This is a genomic window from Pseudomonas sp. MG-9 (assembly GCF_018729515.1).
Taxonomy (GTDB): domain Bacteria; phylum Pseudomonadota; class Gammaproteobacteria; order Pseudomonadales; family Pseudomonadaceae; genus Aquipseudomonas; species Aquipseudomonas serboccidentalis.
Map to the genome: position 1 here is coordinate 498,267 of NZ_JAHHZH010000005.1, position 19,085 is coordinate 517,351.

The 19,085-nt window shown below is 60.2% G+C and carries 19 protein-coding genes; all 19 read left to right on the forward strand.

Annotated elements, in window-relative coordinates:
* The first annotated feature begins 157 nt into the window (after positions 1-157).
* The 19 genes from KKQ10_RS16070 to KKQ10_RS16160 all read left to right on the forward strand — a co-directional run bounded on the left by KKQ10_RS16070 (position 158) and on the right by KKQ10_RS16160 (position 19,063).
* Entirely contained in the window at positions 158-1,084 is a 927-nt protein-coding gene (locus tag KKQ10_RS16070; RefSeq protein WP_215501658.1) for a ketoacyl-ACP synthase III, read from the forward strand.
* A gap of 86 nt (positions 1,085-1,170) precedes the next feature.
* A complete protein-coding gene (locus KKQ10_RS16075) occupies positions 1,171-2,460 on the forward strand; it encodes a motility associated factor glycosyltransferase family protein (RefSeq protein ID WP_215501659.1) in 1,290 nt (429 codons plus the stop codon).
* On the forward strand, positions 2,457-2,729 hold the full coding sequence (locus KKQ10_RS16080) for a hypothetical protein (protein ID WP_215501660.1): 273 nt from the start codon (positions 2,457-2,459) through the stop codon (positions 2,727-2,729). The genes KKQ10_RS16075 and KKQ10_RS16080 overlap by 4 nt, the downstream gene beginning before the upstream one ends.
* Before the next feature lie 237 nt (positions 2,730-2,966).
* Positions 2,967-3,818 (forward strand): flagellin domain-containing protein, encoded by an 852-nt coding sequence (locus KKQ10_RS16085; protein ID WP_003222852.1) that lies wholly within the window; start codon positions 2,967-2,969, stop codon positions 3,816-3,818.
* A gap of 73 nt (positions 3,819-3,891) precedes the next feature.
* Positions 3,892-4,248 carry a flagellar protein FlaG gene (locus KKQ10_RS16090; RefSeq protein ID WP_215501661.1) on the forward strand — a complete coding sequence of 119 codons (357 nt, stop codon included), beginning with the start codon at positions 3,892-3,894 and terminating at the stop codon, positions 4,246-4,248.
* A gap of 84 nt (positions 4,249-4,332) precedes the next feature.
* Positions 4,333-5,775, forward strand: a complete 1,443-nt coding sequence (gene fliD, locus KKQ10_RS16095; RefSeq protein WP_215501662.1) for a flagellar filament capping protein FliD — start codon at positions 4,333-4,335, stop codon at positions 5,773-5,775.
* Positions 5,776-5,904: 129 nt separating this feature from the next.
* Entirely contained in the window at positions 5,905-6,300 is a 396-nt protein-coding gene (gene fliS / locus KKQ10_RS16100) for a flagellar export chaperone FliS (RefSeq protein ID WP_215501663.1), read from the forward strand.
* 11 nt (positions 6,301-6,311) lie between these two features.
* Positions 6,312-6,608: a flagellar protein FliT gene (fliT, locus tag KKQ10_RS16105; RefSeq protein ID WP_215501664.1), complete on the forward strand. Its 297-nt coding sequence runs from the start codon at positions 6,312-6,314 to the stop codon at positions 6,606-6,608.
* Between the two features lie 172 nt (positions 6,609-6,780).
* On the forward strand, positions 6,781-8,256 hold the full coding sequence (locus tag KKQ10_RS16110) for a sigma-54 dependent transcriptional regulator (protein WP_215501665.1): 1,476 nt from the start codon (positions 6,781-6,783) through the stop codon (positions 8,254-8,256).
* Between the two features lie 125 nt (positions 8,257-8,381).
* Positions 8,382-9,575 (forward strand): sensor histidine kinase, encoded by a 1,194-nt coding sequence (locus KKQ10_RS16115; RefSeq protein ID WP_215501706.1) that lies wholly within the window; start codon positions 8,382-8,384, stop codon positions 9,573-9,575.
* 5 nt (positions 9,576-9,580) lie between these two features.
* Positions 9,581-10,972, forward strand: coding sequence for a sigma-54-dependent transcriptional regulator (locus KKQ10_RS16120; protein WP_215501707.1), 1,392 nt, complete (start codon positions 9,581-9,583; stop codon positions 10,970-10,972).
* A gap of 126 nt (positions 10,973-11,098) precedes the next feature.
* Complete coding sequence (fliE, locus tag KKQ10_RS16125; RefSeq protein WP_003222869.1) at positions 11,099-11,428, forward strand: flagellar hook-basal body complex protein FliE; 330 nt, start codon at positions 11,099-11,101, stop codon at positions 11,426-11,428.
* 15 nt (positions 11,429-11,443) lie between these two features.
* Complete coding sequence (gene fliF / locus KKQ10_RS16130; RefSeq protein WP_127651613.1) at positions 11,444-13,231, forward strand: flagellar basal-body MS-ring/collar protein FliF; 1,788 nt, start codon at positions 11,444-11,446, stop codon at positions 13,229-13,231.
* Positions 13,224-14,243 (forward strand): flagellar motor switch protein FliG, encoded by a 1,020-nt coding sequence (fliG, locus tag KKQ10_RS16135; protein WP_007920042.1) that lies wholly within the window; start codon positions 13,224-13,226, stop codon positions 14,241-14,243. The genes fliF and fliG overlap by 8 nt, the downstream gene beginning before the upstream one ends.
* A gap of 4 nt (positions 14,244-14,247) precedes the next feature.
* The gene (gene fliH / locus KKQ10_RS16140; protein ID WP_127651612.1) at positions 14,248-15,054 is read left to right on the forward strand and encodes a flagellar assembly protein FliH; all 807 of its coding nucleotides are present in this window, start codon (positions 14,248-14,250) and stop codon (positions 15,052-15,054) included.
* Entirely contained in the window at positions 15,044-16,402 is a 1,359-nt protein-coding gene (fliI, locus tag KKQ10_RS16145; RefSeq protein ID WP_127651611.1) for a flagellar protein export ATPase FliI, read from the forward strand. The genes fliH and fliI overlap by 11 nt, the downstream gene beginning before the upstream one ends.
* A gap of 6 nt (positions 16,403-16,408) precedes the next feature.
* Positions 16,409-16,858 (forward strand): flagellar export protein FliJ, encoded by a 450-nt coding sequence (gene fliJ, locus KKQ10_RS16150; protein ID WP_127651610.1) that lies wholly within the window; start codon positions 16,409-16,411, stop codon positions 16,856-16,858.
* A 190-nt stretch (positions 16,859-17,048) separates the two neighbouring features.
* Positions 17,049-17,354: an STAS domain-containing protein gene (locus KKQ10_RS16155; protein ID WP_127651609.1), complete on the forward strand. Its 306-nt coding sequence runs from the start codon at positions 17,049-17,051 to the stop codon at positions 17,352-17,354.
* 5 nt (positions 17,355-17,359) lie between these two features.
* Complete coding sequence (locus KKQ10_RS16160) at positions 17,360-19,063, forward strand: ATP-binding SpoIIE family protein phosphatase (protein WP_215501666.1); 1,704 nt, start codon at positions 17,360-17,362, stop codon at positions 19,061-19,063.
* Positions 19,064-19,085: the final 22 nt, after the last annotated feature.

A 19,085-nucleotide genomic window follows, 5' to 3' on the forward strand; every position in this document is an offset into this window, starting at 1 on the left:
ATTGACCGGGGAGATGGCGCCTGGCCGTTGATCGGTTCCAGTGATAGCCCTTTGCGCTCCCCGTGGCTGCCCGTTGTGGCGGCCGTTTTCTGTTTGTCGGCGCCCCTCGAATCCTTGCGAGCGGTGGTTTTGGGCTGTTTTTTATTGGGAAGCCGTAATGATTGGCATAAAAAGCATTGCGAGCTACGTTCCTGTAGCCGGCGTGGACAATTACGCACAAGGTGCAAAATTCGAGAAGGATGAAGAATTCATCCTCGGTAAAATCGGTTCGGCCTTCCTGCCGCGCAAAGACGCTGAACAGGAAACCTCCGATCTGTGCGTGGAAGCGGCCAATGCGCTGTTTGCCAGCAACCCTGAACTGAAACGTGAATCGATCGACGCGCTGATCGTCGTCACCCAGAACGGTGACGAAGAAGGTTTGCCGCACACCGCGGCGATCGTCCAGGACAAACTCGGTCTGCCGACCCATGTCGCTGCGTTCGATATTTCCCTGGGCTGTTCCGGTTACGTCTACGGCATCTACGCGATCAAGGGCTTCATGGAAGCCGCCGGCCTGAAGAACGGCCTGCTGATCACCGCTGACCCGTATTCGAAAATCGTCGACCCGGAAGACCGCAACACCACCATGCTGTTCGGCGATGCCGCCACGGCTACCTGGATGGGCGAAGACCCGTCCTGGGTGCTGGGCAAGGCCAAGTTCGGCACTGATGGTTCTGGCGCTCCACACCTGAAGGTCACCGATGGCGTGTTCTTCATGAATGGGCGTCAGGTGTTCAACTTCGCGTTGCTCAAAGTCCCGGCGCACTTGCATGAGCTGCTCGACGATTCTGGTCTCAAGGCTGACGACATCGACGCCTTCTGCATTCACCAGGGCAGTGCGGCGATCGTCGATGCTGTGGCGCGACGTTTCGAAGGCGAGCCGGAGAAGTTCATCAAGGACATGGTCGAGACCGGCAACACCGTGTCGTCGAGCATTCCGTTGCTGCTGGAAAAACACGTACTCGATTCCGACTGGCAGCGCATTGCGCTGAGCGGTTTTGGTGTCGGTCTGTCGTGGGGCTCGGCGATCATCTATCGTCCTTGATCGAAGCAAAAACGGCGAATACAAAAATAGCGTTCAAGGTTACCCTTGAACGCTATTTTTTTTGCCTGAAAGGAGCGCGAGCCGGCATGAGCGAGTTTTTCCAAGCCAACGCCGAGGTGATCCAGCAGCGCTGGCCGGCGCTGTCTGCACGATTGGAGGCTGAAGACAGTTCGGCCATTCAAGCCAGGCTGGTGCAAGGCCTGGGTTCGACGCTGAGTGTGGACGGAATTCAACTCACCAGTCGCCACGACCGGGTTCATGAGGCCCGCGTTCAGGCAGCCAGCCTGCCGGAAAAACCTCGGTTGCACGTCTACGGCACCGGCCTTGGGGATTTGCCGTCGGTGTTGCTGGAGCGAGCCGGGCTTGAGCGGTTGTACGTGCATGTCCTCAACGGCGCCCTGTTTGCGTTGGTGCTGCAATTGCTCGATCAGCGGCAATGGCTGGCCGACCCTAGAGTGGAGCTGATGTACGCCGGCGATCATGCCGATATCTTCACGCCGTTTTTTGCGCTCCCTGCCGAAATGCTCCTGGCCGATGACTTCAATGCGAAGGTTCGCGATCGGCTGGTCAATGAAGTCCACCTGAGCTTCAACAATCGCGAGTTCGATCCGCAATTGCCGGCGATTCAACAGCGCTTGCAGGAAAGCCTGGAGGTGCTGCTGGCGGATGATGATGTGGCGCAACTGTTTGGTACTTGCATCGGCCGCGAAATCTACGTGATCGGCACCGGGCCGAGCCTGGAAGAACATTTCGAACGGCTGGCGGCAGTGCGTGGGCAGGCCGAGCGGCCGTTGTTCATCTGCGTCGACACCGCTTATCGGCCGTTGCGCCAACACGGGATCATCCCCGATCTGGTGGTGACGATCGACAAGCTGATCGGCTTTCGACACTTGCCTTTCGAGGAGTCCGACGGCATCCCGCTGGTGTACCTGCCCATGAGCGCTCCGGATGTATTGAAAGCCTGGAAGGGCAAGCGCTATGGCGCGTACACCGCCAGTCCCATCTACGCCACCTTGCGTCAGCAGCATCCTCGGGCCGAACTGCATGCCGGCGGCAGCGTGATTCACCCCGCCGTGGACCTGGCCGTGAAAATGGGCGCCACACGCATCACCCTTTTCGGCGCCGACTTTGCCTTCCCTATGAACAGGACTCATGCCGGATGGGATGACGGTGATCTGGGGCCTCCCGTCGAGCAGGCTCGGCACTGGGTCCGTGACGGGTTTGGTGAACGGGTCAGGACGCAGTTGAATTTCCGTGGCTACCTGTGTGTGTTGGAGCGTTATATCGCCCTGCATCCGCAGGTGCAGTTCTTCAACAGCAGTCGCGCGGGCGCGCGGATTGCCGGGACGCAGTTCAATCAGGAGTTTGTGCAATGACGGCGATCGAGCAATGCGTCGACGAATGCCGTCAGTGCGCCGGGCTGTTTCGTCTGGGGCGCGATGTCGAGGCGGCGCTGAACATGGTCGATGTGTTCGAGGGCGCGCAGCAGTTGCTGATATCCGCGCCGATGGCCATCGCGCAGGACTGGGCCTTGGTGCTTACGCAGATGCTCGACTGTCAGGAGCGTCAGGACTGGCTGGGGTTGGCTGACTGGATGGAGTTCGAGTTGGTCGAACTGTTGCAAAAAGCACGATTGGCACATTGACCGACCGCACTGGCCCGCGGCTTTGCGCGAAGGTCGGTTTTGTGGCGTCATTTTTTCGTGAGCGGGAGGGCGCTAAGCCCTTGTTTTCTCTGGGGTGGCAGGGTGATGGCATTTTTTTTTCAAAAAGCCCTCAAGCAACCTGCCAACCCGACGATAACTATTACGAAGGTTCTCTAGGCCATTCCAGGCGGTTGCCAGGGCCGGAAGCCGCAGTACCCAACCAACGAGGAATTCGTCATGGCTTTAACAGTAAACACCAACACCACGTCGCTGAACGTTCAAAAGAACCTGAACCGCGCTTCCGACGCCCTGTCGACTTCGATGCAGCGCCTGTCTTCCGGCCTGAAAATCAACAGCGCTAAAGACGACGCTGCCGGCCTGCAAATCGCTACCCGCATGACTTCCCAGATCCGTGGTGGCAACCAGGCTATCCAGAACGCCAACGACGGTATCTCCGTTGCTCAGACCGCTGAAGGCGCTCTGCAAGCTTCGACCGACATTCTGCAGCGTATGCGTGAACTGGCTGTTAAAGCCCGTACCGGTACCAACGGCAGCATCGACCAGGCCGCAACCAACTCTGAATTCGCTCAGATGTCGGACGAACTGACCCGTATCGCTGCTTCCACCAACCTGAACGGCAAAAACCTGCTGGACGGTTCGGCTGGTACTGTGACCCTGCAAGTGGGCGCGAACACTGGTTCGGCTAACCACATCGACCTGGTACTGAGCTCCAAGTTCGACGCCGTCAGCCTGTCCGTAGGTAGCGGTACTGTCGTTCTGACCGGTGCAAGCGTATCGGGCGCTGCTACCAACATCGACAACGCAATCACCGCGATCGACGCTGCAATTGCCGCGATCAACAGCACTCGTTCGAGCCTGGGTGCTTCGCAAAACCGTCTGACCAGCACCATCTCCAACCTGCAGAACATCGTGGAAAACACCACTGCAGCACAGGGTCGTGTACAAGACACCGACTTCGCCGCAGAAACTGCTAACCTGACCAAGCAGCAAACTCTGCAGCAGGCTTCGACCTCCGTTCTGGCTCAAGCCAACCAACTGCCTTCCGCTGTACTGAAGCTGCTTCAGTAATTTCGGAAAGAGTTAGGGCGGGGGAGTGCGCTGGTCGCGCTCTCTCGCTTTTTTACGTTAGGAGGTGATGAGCATGGACATGAGCGTCAAGCTTAACGTGTCTTATCCGGCTCCAAAGCCAGCAACGCCAGTTGCTGAAAAGCCGCCAGAGACGCCTAAAGTTTCCAGTGTCGATACGCCGGTTGCTGATAAAAATCAGGATTCGGATGATACGAAGTTGAAACTGGCAGTGCAGGAGATCGAGAAGTTTGTACAGTCGATCAAGCGCAACCTGGAATTCTCGATCGACGAGCATTCAGGAAAAGTCATCGTCAAGGTGATTGCAAGCGAGACGGGTGAGGTCGTTCGACAAATCCCTTCCGCAGAAGCTCTCAAGCTGGCAGACAGCCTCGCCAATGCGAGTCACGTATTGTTCGACGCCAAAGTCTGATAGCTGGCATGAATAGTGTTTATAAGATTTTTCAGAAGCTGGTACAGGTCAAAAGTCTGGCAGTAACCTGAAGGGAGATTCAGCATGGCAAGTCCAATTTTACCGGGTTCGGGACTGGGTTCCGGCCTGGATATCGGTGCGATCGTGACGGCACTGGTCAACGCCGACAAGGCGCCGAAACAGACGCAAATCGATAATCAGACGAAAACCAACTCGCTGAAGATTTCCGGTGTCGGTTCGTTGAAAAGCGCACTGGCAGCCTTCCAGAAGTCGATGAATGACCTGAACAATGCGACGTCCCCCGCATTTGCTGGCTATACCGCCACTTCGGACTCGCCGTCGGTTATCGGTGCGACCTCCAACAGTACCGCTGTTCCGGGTACTTACAACGTGGTCGTCAAGAACCTGGCCACCGGCTCGAAAGTAGCCAGTGCCGCATTTGCCGGTGGTGCCGCCAGTGCCATTCCGAGTGGTACTCTGAAAATCAGTCAGAATGGCACTGATTACAACGTCACGATCCCGGCCAATGCCACGTTGCAGAGCACTCGCGATGCGATCAACACCGCGCAGGCAAGCAACGGTATTTCCGCCAACATCGTGACAGACAGCTCCGGCGCTTCACGTCTGGTGCTCAGTTCGAGCAAGACCGGCGCGGGCATGGACCTGAAGGTCAGCGGCATTGCCGGTCTGGAAATCGATGGCACCCAGAAAATGGGCACAAATCCTGCGGCGGGTACTGCCGGTGCAGTGGGTGAATTGGCCATGGATGCGTTGCTCACCATCGACGGGCTGCCTGTTACCAGCAAGACCAACACGGTGACGGGTGCAATCAGCGGCATGACGCTGAACCTGACTGCCGCCAGCCCTACTGTGAACGGCGCGCAAACCGCATCGGTCATCTCCGTGGCGACCAACACTACAGGGATCCAGACGTCGCTGCAGACGTTCGTCGACTCCTACAACACCCTGAAGAAAACCATCGACACGCTGTCCAAGGCCACGCCGGACGCCGATGGCAAGCTGACGGTTTCCGCGGCGTTCACCGGTGACTCGCTGCCGCGTTCGCTGATGGCGGATATCCGTGAACAGCTGACGGACACAGGTGCTGGCGGTCAACTGGCCGTGTTGTCGCAGCTGGGTGTCATGACCGACAGCCAGACCGGTTTGCTGACGATCAACAGCTCGACGCTCAATCAGCGTCTGGCGACGCCAGGCATGGCGGGTCAGGTTCAACAGATGTTCAGCGGTACCGATGCCAAGAATGGCTTGTTGGCGCGCATGAACGCTGCGGTCGATCCTTATGTGAAGACCGGTGGCTTGCTCGATCAGCGCAGTTCCAACCTGACGAACCTGGCCTCGAACGTGCAGAAGCAACAGGCTGCACTGGACCTGCACGTCACCAACCTGACGGCTACCCTGACCGCCAAATACAACGCGATGGACCTGCTGGTCGGGCAAATGAAGGCCACGGCGAGCAACATTACGTCGTTCTTCAGCTCGCTGAACGCTCAGCAGTCCGCGAAGTAACAGGCTAGAGCGACAAAAACCCGGCTACGCTTTATCGGCGTGCGCCGGGTTTTTGTCTTTAGATCTAAAGTTTTGTCATTCGTTGGCGATACACTGGCTATACGAGTCATTGTTGCAATGAGGTAGAACATGAACCCAATGTTAGCCCTTCGGCAGTACCAGAAAGTGGGTGCGCACGCGCAAACGTCCGAAGCAAGCCCGCACCGTCTGGTGCAAATGTTGATGGAAGGTGGTCTGGACCGCATCGCTCAGGCCAAAGGCGCCATCGCGCGCAAGGATATTCCGGGCAAGTGCACATCGATCAGCAAGGCTATCGGCATCATCAGTGGCTTGCGCGAAGGTCTGGATCTGGATAACTGCGCCGATACGGTGGGTGAACTCGATCAGTTGTACATCTACATGATGAAGCGTCTGGCTGAGGCCAACATCAGCAGCGACCCGAAGATTCTCGATGAAGTGGCAGGTCTGCTGCGCACCGTGAAGGAAGGCTGGGACGGCATTGCTCCGCCGGGTCCTCAGTTTTAAAGGAGATCACCATGAATCTTGTATTGCAGCGAATCGCAGATACCCGTGAAGCGTTGGTCGGCGCGCTGGCCGAACGCAATTGGGAAGCCATTGGCGAGTTGGATCTGGCTTGCCGTTCCTGCATGGAAGACGTCATGGCCGAGGCTTCGCTGGACGAAGCTGCGTTGCGCGAAAACCTCGAGGAGTTGCTGCACGTCTACAAGCAATTGCTGGAGGCGGCCATGGGTGAGCGGCAGGCGATAGCCAACGAGATGTCGCAGATCACCCAAGCGCAAAAGGCGGCAAAGGTTTACCATCTGTTTGGTTAATTAACCCGAAGTTAATCCAGATATGTGCGCCATAAATTTGACTGTGCACGGTTTTTTGACTTAACTAGTGGCTGTTTTCAGATTTCAGGCGTCTACAGGCACAAGGTGTCCTGCAAGCGTCTCGCTTGCCCCATTTTTCGGGCATTGAGTTGACTAGGGAAGTTGCTATTGCATGTGGCGTGAAACCAAAATTCTGCTGATCGATGACGATAGCGTCCGCCGCCGCGACCTGGCGGTGATTTTAAATTTTCTCGGCGAAGAAAATTTACCCTGCGGCAGCCATGACTGGCAGCAGGCTGTCGGCTCTTTGTCATCAAGTCGTGAAGTCATTTGTGTACTAATCGGGACGGTCAATGCTCCGGGTGCACTTTTGGGCTTGTTAAAGACACTCTCAACCTGGGATGAGTTCCTTCCGGTTTTGTTGATGGGCGATAATTCTTCCGTTGACTTGCCTGAAGACCAGCGTCGTCGAGTGCTTTCGACCCTCGAAATGCCGCCCAGCTACAGCAAATTGCTCGATTCCCTGCACCGTGCCCAGGTCTATCGCGAGATGTACGACCAGGCCCGCGAGCGCGGCCGTCATCGCGAACCCAATCTGTTCCGCAGTCTTGTCGGCACCAGCCGGGCGATTCAGCACGTTCGGCAGATGATGCAGCAGGTAGCCGACACCGACGCCAGTGTGTTGATCCTCGGCGAGTCCGGTACCGGTAAGGAGGTGGTTGCGCGCAACCTGCATTACCACTCCAAGCGTCGCGATGCGCCATTCGTTCCTGTCAATTGCGGAGCGATCCCGGCGGAGCTGCTGGAAAGCGAGCTGTTCGGTCACGAGAAGGGTGCCTTCACTGGCGCGATCACCAGCCGTGCCGGACGGTTCGAACTGGCCAACGGCGGTACGCTGTTCCTCGACGAAATCGGCGACATGCCACTGCCGATGCAGGTCAAGCTGCTGCGCGTGTTGCAGGAGCGCACCTTCGAGCGCGTGGGCAGCAACAAGACCCAGAGCGTCGACGTGCGCATCATTGCCGCGACCCACAAGAATCTCGAAAGCATGATCGAGATCGGCACCTTCCGCGAAGACCTCTACTATCGCCTGAACGTGTTCCCGATCGAGATGGCACCGCTGCGTGAGCGTGTCGAAGATATTCCGCTGCTGATGAATGAACTGATCTCGCGCATGGAGCACGAAAAGCGCGGCTCTATCCGTTTCAACTCGGCGGCGATCATGTCGCTGTGCCGTCACGGCTGGCCGGGCAACGTCCGCGAACTGGCCAACCTGGTGGAGCGCATGGCGATCATGCACCCGTACGGGGTGATCGGCGTGGTCGAGTTGCCGAAGAAATTCCGCTACGTCGACGACGAAGACGAGCAGATGGTCGACAACCTGCGCAGTGATCTCGAAGAGCGTGTGGCGATCAATGGTCATACGCCGGACTTCACCGCCAACGCCATGCTGCCGCCCGAAGGCCTGGACCTGAAGGACTATCTCGGTGGTCTGGAGCAGGGCCTGATTCAGCAGGCGCTGGACGATGCCAATGGCATTGTGGCGCGTGCCGCCGAACGCCTGCGTATCCGTCGCACCACGCTGGTGGAAAAGATGCGCAAGTACGGCATGAGCCGGCGCGAAGGAGACGAACAGGCGGATGATTGACGCCTGTTTTTCAACCTCTTCATTTATAAGCAGTTTTTTTTAGGCACGGGTATTGCTACATCCCTCGCAACGTTCCGTTTAACTGACGGTCAGCCAAGCGAGAGAACACAATGCCCCACGCCCAGATGTCTTCTGCCTCCAATGCCGAGGGGCAACCAGCGTCCATCGAGCAGGCGAGCCGTCAGGGTCTTGAGCACGCGTTCGCGTTGTTCAATCAGATGTCCAGCCAGTTGACCGACTCCTACAGCATGCTTGAAGCCCGGGTCACCGAGCTCAAGGGCGAACTGGCGGTGGTCAGTGCCCAGCGCATGCAGGAGCTGGCCGAGAAGGAGCGTCTGGCCAACCGTTTGCAAAACCTTCTGGACCTGTTGCCCGGTGGCGTCATCGTGATTGACGGTCACGGCATCGTCCATGAAGCCAACCCGGCGGCGATCGAATTGCTCGGTCTGCCACTCGAAGGCGAGTTGTGGCGCCATGTCATCGCCCGTTGCTTTGCCCCGCGTGAAGACGACGGCCACGAAATTTCCCTGAAGAACGGTCGGCGCCTGTCGATTGCCACCCGCTCGCTGGACGCCGAGCCGGGGCAGTTGGTGTTGCTCAACGACCTGACAGAAACCCGTCATCTGCAAGATCAACTGGCGCGCCACGAGCGTCTGTCTTCGCTGGGGCGCATGGTTGCCTCGCTGGCCCATCAGATCCGCACGCCGTTGTCCGCCGCCTTGCTCTACGCCAGTCATTTGACTGAGCAGGCTCTGCCGGTCGCCACCCAGCAGCGCTTTGCCGGGCGCCTCAAGGAGCGCCTGCATGAACTGGAGCATCAGGTGCGCGACATGCTGGTGTTCGCCCGTGGCGAACTGCCACTGACCGATCGCATCACCCCCAGTGCCCTGATGCAGTCGCTGCAAGCCGCCGCGTTGACCCATGTGCAGGACCTGCCCATCCGCTGGCAGTGCGACAGTCATGCCGGCGAGTTGCTGTGCAATCGCGACACCCTGGTCGGGGCGATCTTGAATCTGATTGAAAACGCGATTCAGGCCAGTGACGGCAACGTGCGCCTGAAAGTGCATTGCTACACCCGCGACAACAGCCTGCGCCTGTGCGTCAGCGACAGCGGCAGCGGCATTGATCCGGTGGTGCTCGAGCGTCTCGGCGAGCCGTTTTTTACCACCAAAGTCACCGGCACCGGACTTGGCCTGACCGTGGTCAAGGCAGTGGCGCGGGCACATCAGGGAGAGTTGCAGCTGCGTTCGCGAGTCGGGCGCGGCACGTGCGCGCAGGTGATCCTGCCGTTGTTTTCCGCTGTTCAGGGAGCTGAGTGAACGTCATGGGCATCAAGGTGTTGCTGGTCGAGGATGACCGCTCGTTGCGCGAAGCGCTGGCCGATACGCTGTTGCTGGCGGGCCACGACTACCAGGCGGTCGGCAGCGCCGAAGAGGCGTTGAAGGCGGTCGAGCACGAAGCGTTCAGTCTGGTGGTCAGCGACGTCAACATGCCCGGCATGGATGGCCATCAACTGCTTGGATTGTTGCGTGCGCGGCAGCCGCAATTGCCGGTGCTGCTGATGACCGCCCATGGCGCGGTGGAGCGCGCGGTGGATGCGATGCGTCAGGGCGCGGCGGATTATCTGGTCAAACCGTTCGAGCCGAAGGCGCTGCTGGATCTGGTCTCGCGCCATGCCCTGGGGGGTGTCAGCCTTGCTGACAGTGAAGGCCCGGTGGCGGTCGAGCCCGCCAGTGCGCAGTTGCTGGAGCTGGCAGCGCGGGTCGCACGCAGCGATTCCACGGTACTGATTTCCGGCGAGTCCGGCACCGGCAAGGAAGTGCTGGCGCGCTACATCCACCAGCATTCCCATCGCGCCAGTCAGCCGTTCATCGCGATCAACTGCGCGGCGATCCCCGACAACATGCTCGAAGCCACGTTGTTCGGTCACGAGAAGGGCTCGTTCACCGGCGCCATCGCGGCGCAGGCCGGCAAGTTCGAGCAGGCCGATGGCGGCACCATTCTGCTCGACGAAATTTCCGAGATGCCGCTGGGCCTGCAGGCCAAGTTGCTGCGGGTGCTGCAGGAGCGCGAAGTCGAGCGTGTCGGCGCACGCAAGCCGATCATTCTGGACATCCGCGTGGTCGCTACCACCAACCGTGATCTGGCGGGCGAAGTGGCGGCGGGGCGCTTCCGTGAAGACCTTTTCTACCGGCTGTCGGTTTTCCCTCTGGCGTGGCGTCCACTTCGCGAGCGCACCGCCGATATCCTGCCGCTGGCGCAGCGGTTGCTGAACAAACACGTCAATAAAATGAAGCATGCGGCGGCGAAACTCTCGCCAGAGGCTCAGGCGTGTCTGACTGGTTACCCGTGGCCGGGCAATGTGCGCGAGCTGGATAACGCGATTCAACGTGCACTGATTCTGCAGCAGGGCGGGTTGATCCAGCCGCAGGATTTCTGTCTGACGGGCGTGGTGACATACACCGCAGCGCCCGCCGTTGCTCCGGTTCTACCGTCGGTGCGCGAGATCGAAGTCGAGGCCGAATCCGCCGGTGCGCTGGGCGATGACCTGCGGCGTCGGGAGTTTCAGATGATTATCGACACCCTGCGTACCGAGCGTGGCCGGCGTAAAGAAGCCGCGCAAAAGCTCGGGATCAGCCCGCGTACCCTGCGCTACAAACTGGCGCAAATGCGTGATGCCGGGATGGATGTCGAAGGGTATCTGTTCGCCACCTGAGCCGCGCCAGACGTTTGAACACGCTTTTCTGAAAAGGCTGCCCATGAGCTGGCACCCTTGTTGCTAACACCTGTGTACCCGCCGAGTGAGTGTCAAAAAATTGCGGGCCGCCCAAGAGAGTAGACCATGAGCCAAGGTATTGAATTTAATCGGTTGATGATGGACATGAAGGCCATGAAAATGGACGCCATGGCCACGCCGAAATCGACTGCCGCCGTCCCGGAACTGGCAGGCAGCAGCTTTTCCGACATGCTCGGTCAGGCCATCAACAAAGTCAGCGATACCCAGCAGGCGTCGACTCAGTTGGCCAACGCATTTGAAATCGGCAAGAGCGGCGTCGATCTGACCGACGTGATGATTGCCTCGCAAAAAGCCAGCGTGTCGTTCCAGGCTCTGACCCAGGTGCGCAACAAACTGGTTCAGGCTTATCAAGACATCATGCAGATGCCGGTTTAAGGACGAGATTGAGTCATGGCAGAAGCAGTCGCCGATAACGTTCCGGCCAAGGCCACCCCGATAGACGGCAAACCGCCGCTGTTCGGCCTGTCCTTCCTGGAAAACCTCTCCGAGATGACCATGCTGCGTCAGGTGGGCCTGTTGGTCGGCCTGGCTGCGAGCGTGGCGATTGGCTTTGCCGTGGTGCTGTGGTCGCAGCAGCCGGATTACCGTCCGTTGTACGGCAGCCTTGCCGGCATGGACGCCAAGCAGGTCATGGACACTCTGGCCTCCGCCGACATTCCCTACACCGTTGAACCGAACTCCGGCGCCCTGCTGGTCAAGGCCGACGATCTGTCCCGTGCACGGATGAAACTCGCGGCCGCTGGTGTCACTCCCAGCGATGGCAACATCGGTTTCGAAATCCTCGACAAGGAACAGGGTCTGGGCACCAGCCAGTTCATGGAAGCGACGCGCTACCGTCGTGGTCTGGAAGGCGAGCTGGCACGCACCATCTCCAGCCTGAACAACGTCAAGGGCGCCCGCGTGCACCTGGCGATTCCGAAGAGTTCGGTGTTCGTGCGTGATGAGCGCAAGCCAAGCGCCTCGGTGCTGGTCGAGTTGTACTCCGGGCGTTCGCTGGAGCCGGGGCAGGTGGTTGCGATCATCAACCTGGTGGCGACCTCCGTGCCTGAGTTGAGCAAATCGCAGATCACCGTCGTCGATCAGAAGGGCAACCTGCTCTCCGATCAGGCGGAGAACTCCGAAATGACCATGGCCGGCAAGCAGTTCGATTACAGCCGCCGCATGGAAAGCATGCTCACCCAGCGCGTGCACAACATTCTGCAGCCGGTACTGGGCAATGATCGCTACAAGGCTGAAGTTTCGGCCGACATCGATTTCAGTGCCGTCGAATCGACCGCCGAGCAGTTCAACCCGGATCAACCGGCGTTGCGCAGCGAGCAGTCGGTCAACGAACAACGCACCGCCAGCAATGGTCCGCAAGGTGTGCCGGGTGCCCTGAGCAACCAGCCGCCGGCGCCGGCTTCGGCACCGCAAACCACGGGTGGCGCGCAGGCTGCTGCCGGCATGATTCAGCCCGGTCAGCCCCTGGTGGACGCCAACGGTCAGCAGATCATGGACCCGGCCACCGGCCAGCCAATGCTCGCGCCGTACCCGGCGGACAAGCGTCAACAATCCACCAAGAACTTCGAACTCGACCGTTCCATCAGCCACACCAAACAGCAGCAGGGTCGCCTGAATCGTCTGTCGGTGTCGGTGGTGGTCGACGATCAGGTCAAGGTCAATGCTGCCAACGGTGAAACCACCCGTGCGCCGTGGAGTGCCGATGAACTGGCGCGCTTCACCCGTCTGGTGCAGGACGCCGTCGGCTTCGACGCCAGCCGTGGCGACAGCGTCAGCGTGATCAACATGCCGTTCTCCGCCGAGCGCGGTGAAGTGGTCGCCGATATTCCGTTCTACTCCCAGCCATGGTTCTGGGACATCGTCAAACAAGTGCTGGGTGTGTTGTTCATCCTGGTGCTGGTGTTTGGTGTGCTGCGTCCGGTGTTGAACAACATCACCGGTGGCGGCAAAGGCAAGGAGCTGGCCGGTCTGGGCAGCGACGTGGAACTCGGTGGCATGGGCGGCCTGGACGGCGAACTGGCCAACGATCGCGTAAGCCTCGGTGGTCCGCAGAGCATTCTGTTGCCTAGCCCGAGCGAGGGTTATGACGCACAGCTGAATGCAATCAAGAGCTTGGTGGCCGAAGATCCGGGTCGCGTGGCTCAGGTCGTGAAAGAGTGGATTAACGCAGATGAGTGATAACCGAGCCGCAACCGTCAAACTGAACAAGGTCGACAAAGCCGCGATTCTGCTGCTGTCCCTGGGTTCGACCGATGCCGCGCAAGTGCTGCGCCACATGGGCCCCAAAGAGGTTCAGCGTGTCGGTGTGGCCATGGCCCAGATGGGCAACGTCCATCGCGAGCAGGTCGAGCAGGTCATGAGCGAGTTCGTCGATATCGTCGGCGACCAGACCAGCCTTGGCGTCGGCTCCGACGACTACGTGCGCAAAATGCTCACCCAGGCCCTGGGCGAAGACAAGGCCAACGGCCTGATCGACCGCATCCTGCTCGGTGGCAACACCAGCGGCCTCGACAGCCTGAAGTGGATGGAGCCACGTGCCGTTGCCGACGTGATCCGTTACGAACACCCGCAGATCCAGGCAATCGTGGTCGCGTACCTCGACCCGGATCAGGCCGGTGAAGTGCTCGGCAACTTCGACCACAAGGTGCGTTTGGACATCATCCTGCGCGTCTCGTCGTTGAACACCGTGCAGCCAGCCGCACTGAAAGAACTCAACCAGATTCTCGAGAAGCAGTTCTCCGGCAACTCGAATGCCTCGCGCACCACCCTGGGTGGCATCAAGCGCGCGGCGGACATCATGAACTTCCTCGACAGCTCGATCGAAGGCCAGCTCATGGATTCGATCCGCGAAGTCGACGAAGACCTGTCCGGTCAGATCGAAGACCTCATGTTTGTGTTCAACAACCTCGCCGATGTCGACGACCGCGGCATCCAGGCGCTGTTGCGCGAAGTGTCCTCCGACGTGCTGGTACTGGCCCTCAAGGGTTCGGACGAAGGCGTCAAGGAGAAGATCTTCAAGAACATGTCCAAGCGTGCGGCCGAACTGTTGCGCGACGACCTCGAGGCCAAGGGCCCGGTGCGCGTCAGCGACGTGGAAACCGCGCAGAAAGAAATCCTCACCATTGCCCGTCGCATGGCCGAAGCCGGCGAAATCGTGCTCGGTGGCAAGGGTGGCGAGGAAATGATCTAAGCCCATGGACAAGCATGACGAGTCAGTGACGGATCTGATCCGCGCCCGGGATGTCCGTGGTTTCGAGTCCTGGGCACTGCCCAGCTTCGATCCGCCGAAACCGGAACCCGAGCCGGAACCGGAGCCCGAACCGCCGGAAATGGAAGAAGTGCCGCTGGAGGAAGTCCAGCCACTGACCCTGGAAGAACTCGAAAGCATCCGTCAGGAGGCTTACAACGAGGGCTTTGGCATCGGCGAGAAAGAAGGTTTTCACAGCGCTACGCTCAAGGTGCGTCAGGAAGCCGAAGTCGCGCTGGCGGCAAAACTGGCCAGCCTCGAGCAACTGATGACGCACTTGTTCGAGCCGATTGCCGAGCAGGACACACAGATCGAAAAGTCGCTGGTCGACCTCGTGCAGCACATCACCAAACAGGTGATCAAGCGCGAACTGGCCATCGATTCCAGCCAGATCGAACACGTCATGCGTGACGCCATCAAGCTGTTGCCGCTGGGTGTGGACAACGTGCGTCTGTACGTCAATCCGCAGGACTTCGAGCAGGCCAAGGCCCTGCGCGAGCGTCACGAGGAATCCTGGCGGATCGTCGAGGATGAATCGCTGATGCCCGGTGGTTGCCGGGTTGAAACCGCGCACAGCCGCATCGACGCGAGCATTGAAACCCGCATCACTCAGGTCATGGACAAGCTGTTCGACCAGTTGCACGAACAGGTTTTGCACCCGGCCGCGCCGGATCTGAGTCTGGACTTGCCGCAAGAACCGAAATCCGCCGCCACCCCTGACGAGCCGCTCGCGGACGCCCCCGATGCGCCTTGAACGCACCAGCTTCGCCAAGCGTCTGAGCAGTTATGCCGAGGCCGTCGAGATTGCCGGTGCGCCGATTCTCGAAGGCCGCCTGCTGCGCATGGTCGGCCTGACCCTCGAAGCCGAAGGCCTGCGCGCCGCCATGGGCACGCGCTGCCTGGTGATCAACGACGACAGCTATCACCCGTCCCAGGTGGAAGCGGAAGTCATGGGTTTTTCCGGCAGCAAAGTATTTCTGATGCCGGTCGGCAGCGTCGCCGGCATCGCCCCGGGCGCCCGCGTGGTGCCACTGGCCGAAACCGGTCGGCTGCCGATGGGCATGAGCATGCTCGGTCGCGTGCTCGACGGCGCCGGACGTGCGCTGGACGGCAAGGGCGGGATGAAAGCCGAAGACTGGGTGCCGATGGACGGCCCGACGATCAACCCGCTCAACCGCGACCCGATCCACGTCCCGCTGGACGTCGGCATCCGTTGCATCAACGGCCTGCTCACGGTCGGGCGCGGTCAGCGTCTGGGCCTGTTCGCCGGTACCGGTGTCGGTAAATCGGTGCTGCTGGGCATGATGACTCGCTTCACCGAGGCCGACATCATCGTCGTCGGCCTGATCGGTGAGCGGGGTCGTGAAGTTAAAGAGTTCATCGAGCACATTCTCGGTGAAGAAGGCCTCAAGCGTTCGGTGGTGGTGGCCTCGCCGGCGGACGATGCGCCGTTGATGCGTTTGCGCGCGGCCATGTACTGCACGCGGATTGCCGAGTATTTCCGCGACAAGGGCAAGAACGTCCTGTTGCTCATGGATTCGCTGACCCGTTTTGCCCAGGCTCAGCGGGAAATCGCCCTGGCCATTGGCGAGCCGCCAGCGACCAAGGGTTACCCGCCGTCGGTGTTCGCCAAGCTGCCGAAACTGGTGGAGCGCGCCGGTAATGCGGAGAAGGGCGGGGGTTCGATCACCGCGTTCTACACCGTGTTGTCCGAGGGTGATGACCAGCAGGATCCGATTGCCGACTCGGCACGGGGCGTGCTCGACGGCCACATCGTGTTGTCCCGGCGTCTGGCCGAGGAAGGTCATTATCCGGCCATCGATATCGAAGCCTCGATCAGCCGGGTGATGCCGGCCGTGGTTTCGGCGGAGCACATGCAGCGTGCGCAGTACTTCAAGCAACTGTGGTCGCGCTATCAGCAGAGCCGCGATCTGATCAGCGTCGGTGCCTATGTGGCCGGTGGCGATCGCGAGACCGATCTGGCGATCTCGCTGCAGCCGCAACTGACCCGCTACCAGCGCCAGGGGCTGAACGACAAGATCAACATGGGCGAAAGCCAGGCTTATCTGGAAACCCTGTTCGCGCCTGCGGCAGGCGGGTAACCGGCCATGGCCGTGAGTCGCGCCGCACGCCTGGCGCCAGTGGTGGAAATGGCCGAGCAGGCCGAAAAAACTGCCGTGCAGCGTTTGGGTTACTTCCAGGGCCAGGTCAAAGTCGCCGAAAGCAAACTCGCCGACCTCGACGCCTTTCGTCTGGATTATCAGGAACAGTGGATCGTGCGTGGCAGCGACGGGGTTTCCGGGCAATGGCTGCTGGGTTATCACGGTTTTCTGGCGCAGCTGGACACGGCCATCGACCAGCAGCGCCAGAGTCTGGTCTGGCACCAGAACAACCTGATCAAGGCGCGGGACGCCTGGCAACAGGCGTTCGCCAAGGTCGAGGGCCTGCGCAAGCTGGTGCAGCGCTATCGCGAAGAGGCGCAACGCCTCGAAGACAAGCGCGAACAGAAGCTGCTGGACGAGTTGTCGCAGCGCTTGCCGCGCCATGATCCTCTCTAAATCGCGCCACTAAACACTGTGGGAGCGAGCTTGCTTGCGAATGCAATCGCTCGGTTGACTGAAATGTTGACTGGCATGACGCCTTCGCGAGCAAGCTCGCTCCCACATTCGATCTGGCGTTGCACCTTGCCGCAACCCTGTGCAAGTGCTAAACCTTGTACACGTTCGTCAATGACAAGGAAGCCAGTCAATGTCAGTCGTTACAGAAGTCTCTCCGGATGGTCAAAAGCTGACGATTTCGGTCAAGGGGCGGTTCGATTTTGGTCGCCATCAGGAGTTTCGCGAGTCCTATGAGCAGCTTAAACCGACGCCCGACTCCATCGTGGTCGACCTGAAAGACGCCACCTATCTCGACAGCTCCGCGCTGGGCATGTTGCTCCTGCTGCGCGATCACGCCGGCGGTGACAATTCGGACGTGCGGGTGGTCAACAGCAACTCCGACGTGCGCAAGATCCTCGCCATCTCCAACTTCGACAAGCTCTTCGACATCAGTTGACGGCCATGCAGGCGCAAGAGCCGCTGACGATCCTGATCGCCGAAGACAGCGCCGCCGATCGGCTGCTGTTGTCGACCATCGTCCGCCGGCAGGGGCATGAGGTGCTGACGGCGGCCAATGGCGCCGAAGCGCTGGAGGTGTTCCGGCGTCAGCCGCCGCATCTGGTGCTGATGGACGCGATGATGCCGGTGATGGACGGCTTCGAAGCGGCGCGGCAGATCAAGGCGCTGGCGGGGGAAACCCTGGTGCCGATCATCTTCCTGACCTCGCTGACCGAAAGCGAAGCGCTGGCTCGCTGCCTTGAGGCCGGTGGTGACGACTTTCTGGCGAAGCCCTACAACCAGGTGATCCTCGCCGCCAAAATCAAGGCAATGGATCGCTTGCGCCGTCTGCAGGCCACGGTGCTGCAACAGCGCGACCTGATCGCCAGACATCACGATTACCTGCTCAACGAACAGCGCGTGGCCAAAGCGGTGTTCGACAAGGTCGCGCACTCGGGTTGCCTCAGTGCGCCGAACATTCGCTACCTGCAATCGCCCTATGCGTTGTTCAACGGTGATCTGCTGCTGGCGGCATACACCCCGGCCGGCGACATGCATGTGCTGCTCGGCGATTTTACCGGTCACGGCTTGCCGGCGGCGGTGGGCGCGATGCCGCTGGCCGAAGTGTTCTACGGCATGACCGCCAAGGGCTACGGCCTGGCCGAGACCCTGCGCGAGATGAACGCCAAGCTCAAGCGCATCCTGCCAGTGGACATGTTCTGCTGCGCGACCATGCTCTGCCTGAGTTTTCAGCGCCGTTCGGTGGAGGTATGGAACGGCGGCATGCCCGACGGTTATCTGCACCGGATTGCCACGGGCGAGCGCGTACCGCTGCCGGCGCGGCATTTGCCGCTGGGAGTGCTCAGCCCGCAAGCGTTTGATGACCGCACGCAAGTGCAGACCCTGGCCGTGGGTGACCGGGTGTTCCTGCTGTCGGACGGGGTGATCGACACCACTGACGCCGATGACCGGTTGTTCGGTGTCGAGCGTTTGCAGCAACTGTTTGCCGCCAACCATGAGCCGGACAACCTGTTTGCCGAGATCGAGCAGGCCTTGCACGAATTTCGCGGCGAGCCCCGTGACGATGTGAGCATGGTCGAGATCAGCCTGCTGGAGGCCGCGCAGGTGGTGCCGTCGGCGCCGGTCTATTCCGACAGCGGCCAATCGTGTCCGCTGGACTGGTCGGTGAGCTTCGAGTTTCGCGGCGCCACACTCAAGCGCTTCAATCCCTTGCCTTACCTCCTGCAATTGTTGCTGGAAGTGCATGGGTTGCGCAGCCAGAGCGGCGCGATCTACAGCGTGCTTGCCGAGCTGTACTCCAACGCGCTGGAGCACGGGGTGCTGGGCCTGGATTCCAGTCTCAAGCGCGATGCAGCGGGATTCGCCCGCTACTACGAACAGCGCAACGAGCGGCTGGAGGCGTTGCAGGACGGTTACGTGCGCGTGCATCTGCAGGTGCGGCCGCAAGGGGCGGGTGGCTGTCTGGTCATCCGCGTCGAGGACAGCGGCAAGGGTTTTGACGTGGCGCGGGTGATGGGGCGACCGCTTGATGGTGTCCGTCTGTCGGGGCGTGGCGTCAGTTTGGTCCGGCAACTGGGGCGTAACGCCAGTTGGTCGGACGAAGGTCGCAGTGCTTGCGTGGAGTTTTTCTGGGAGGTTAAGGCATAATTCACGAATTCTTGATCAAGGA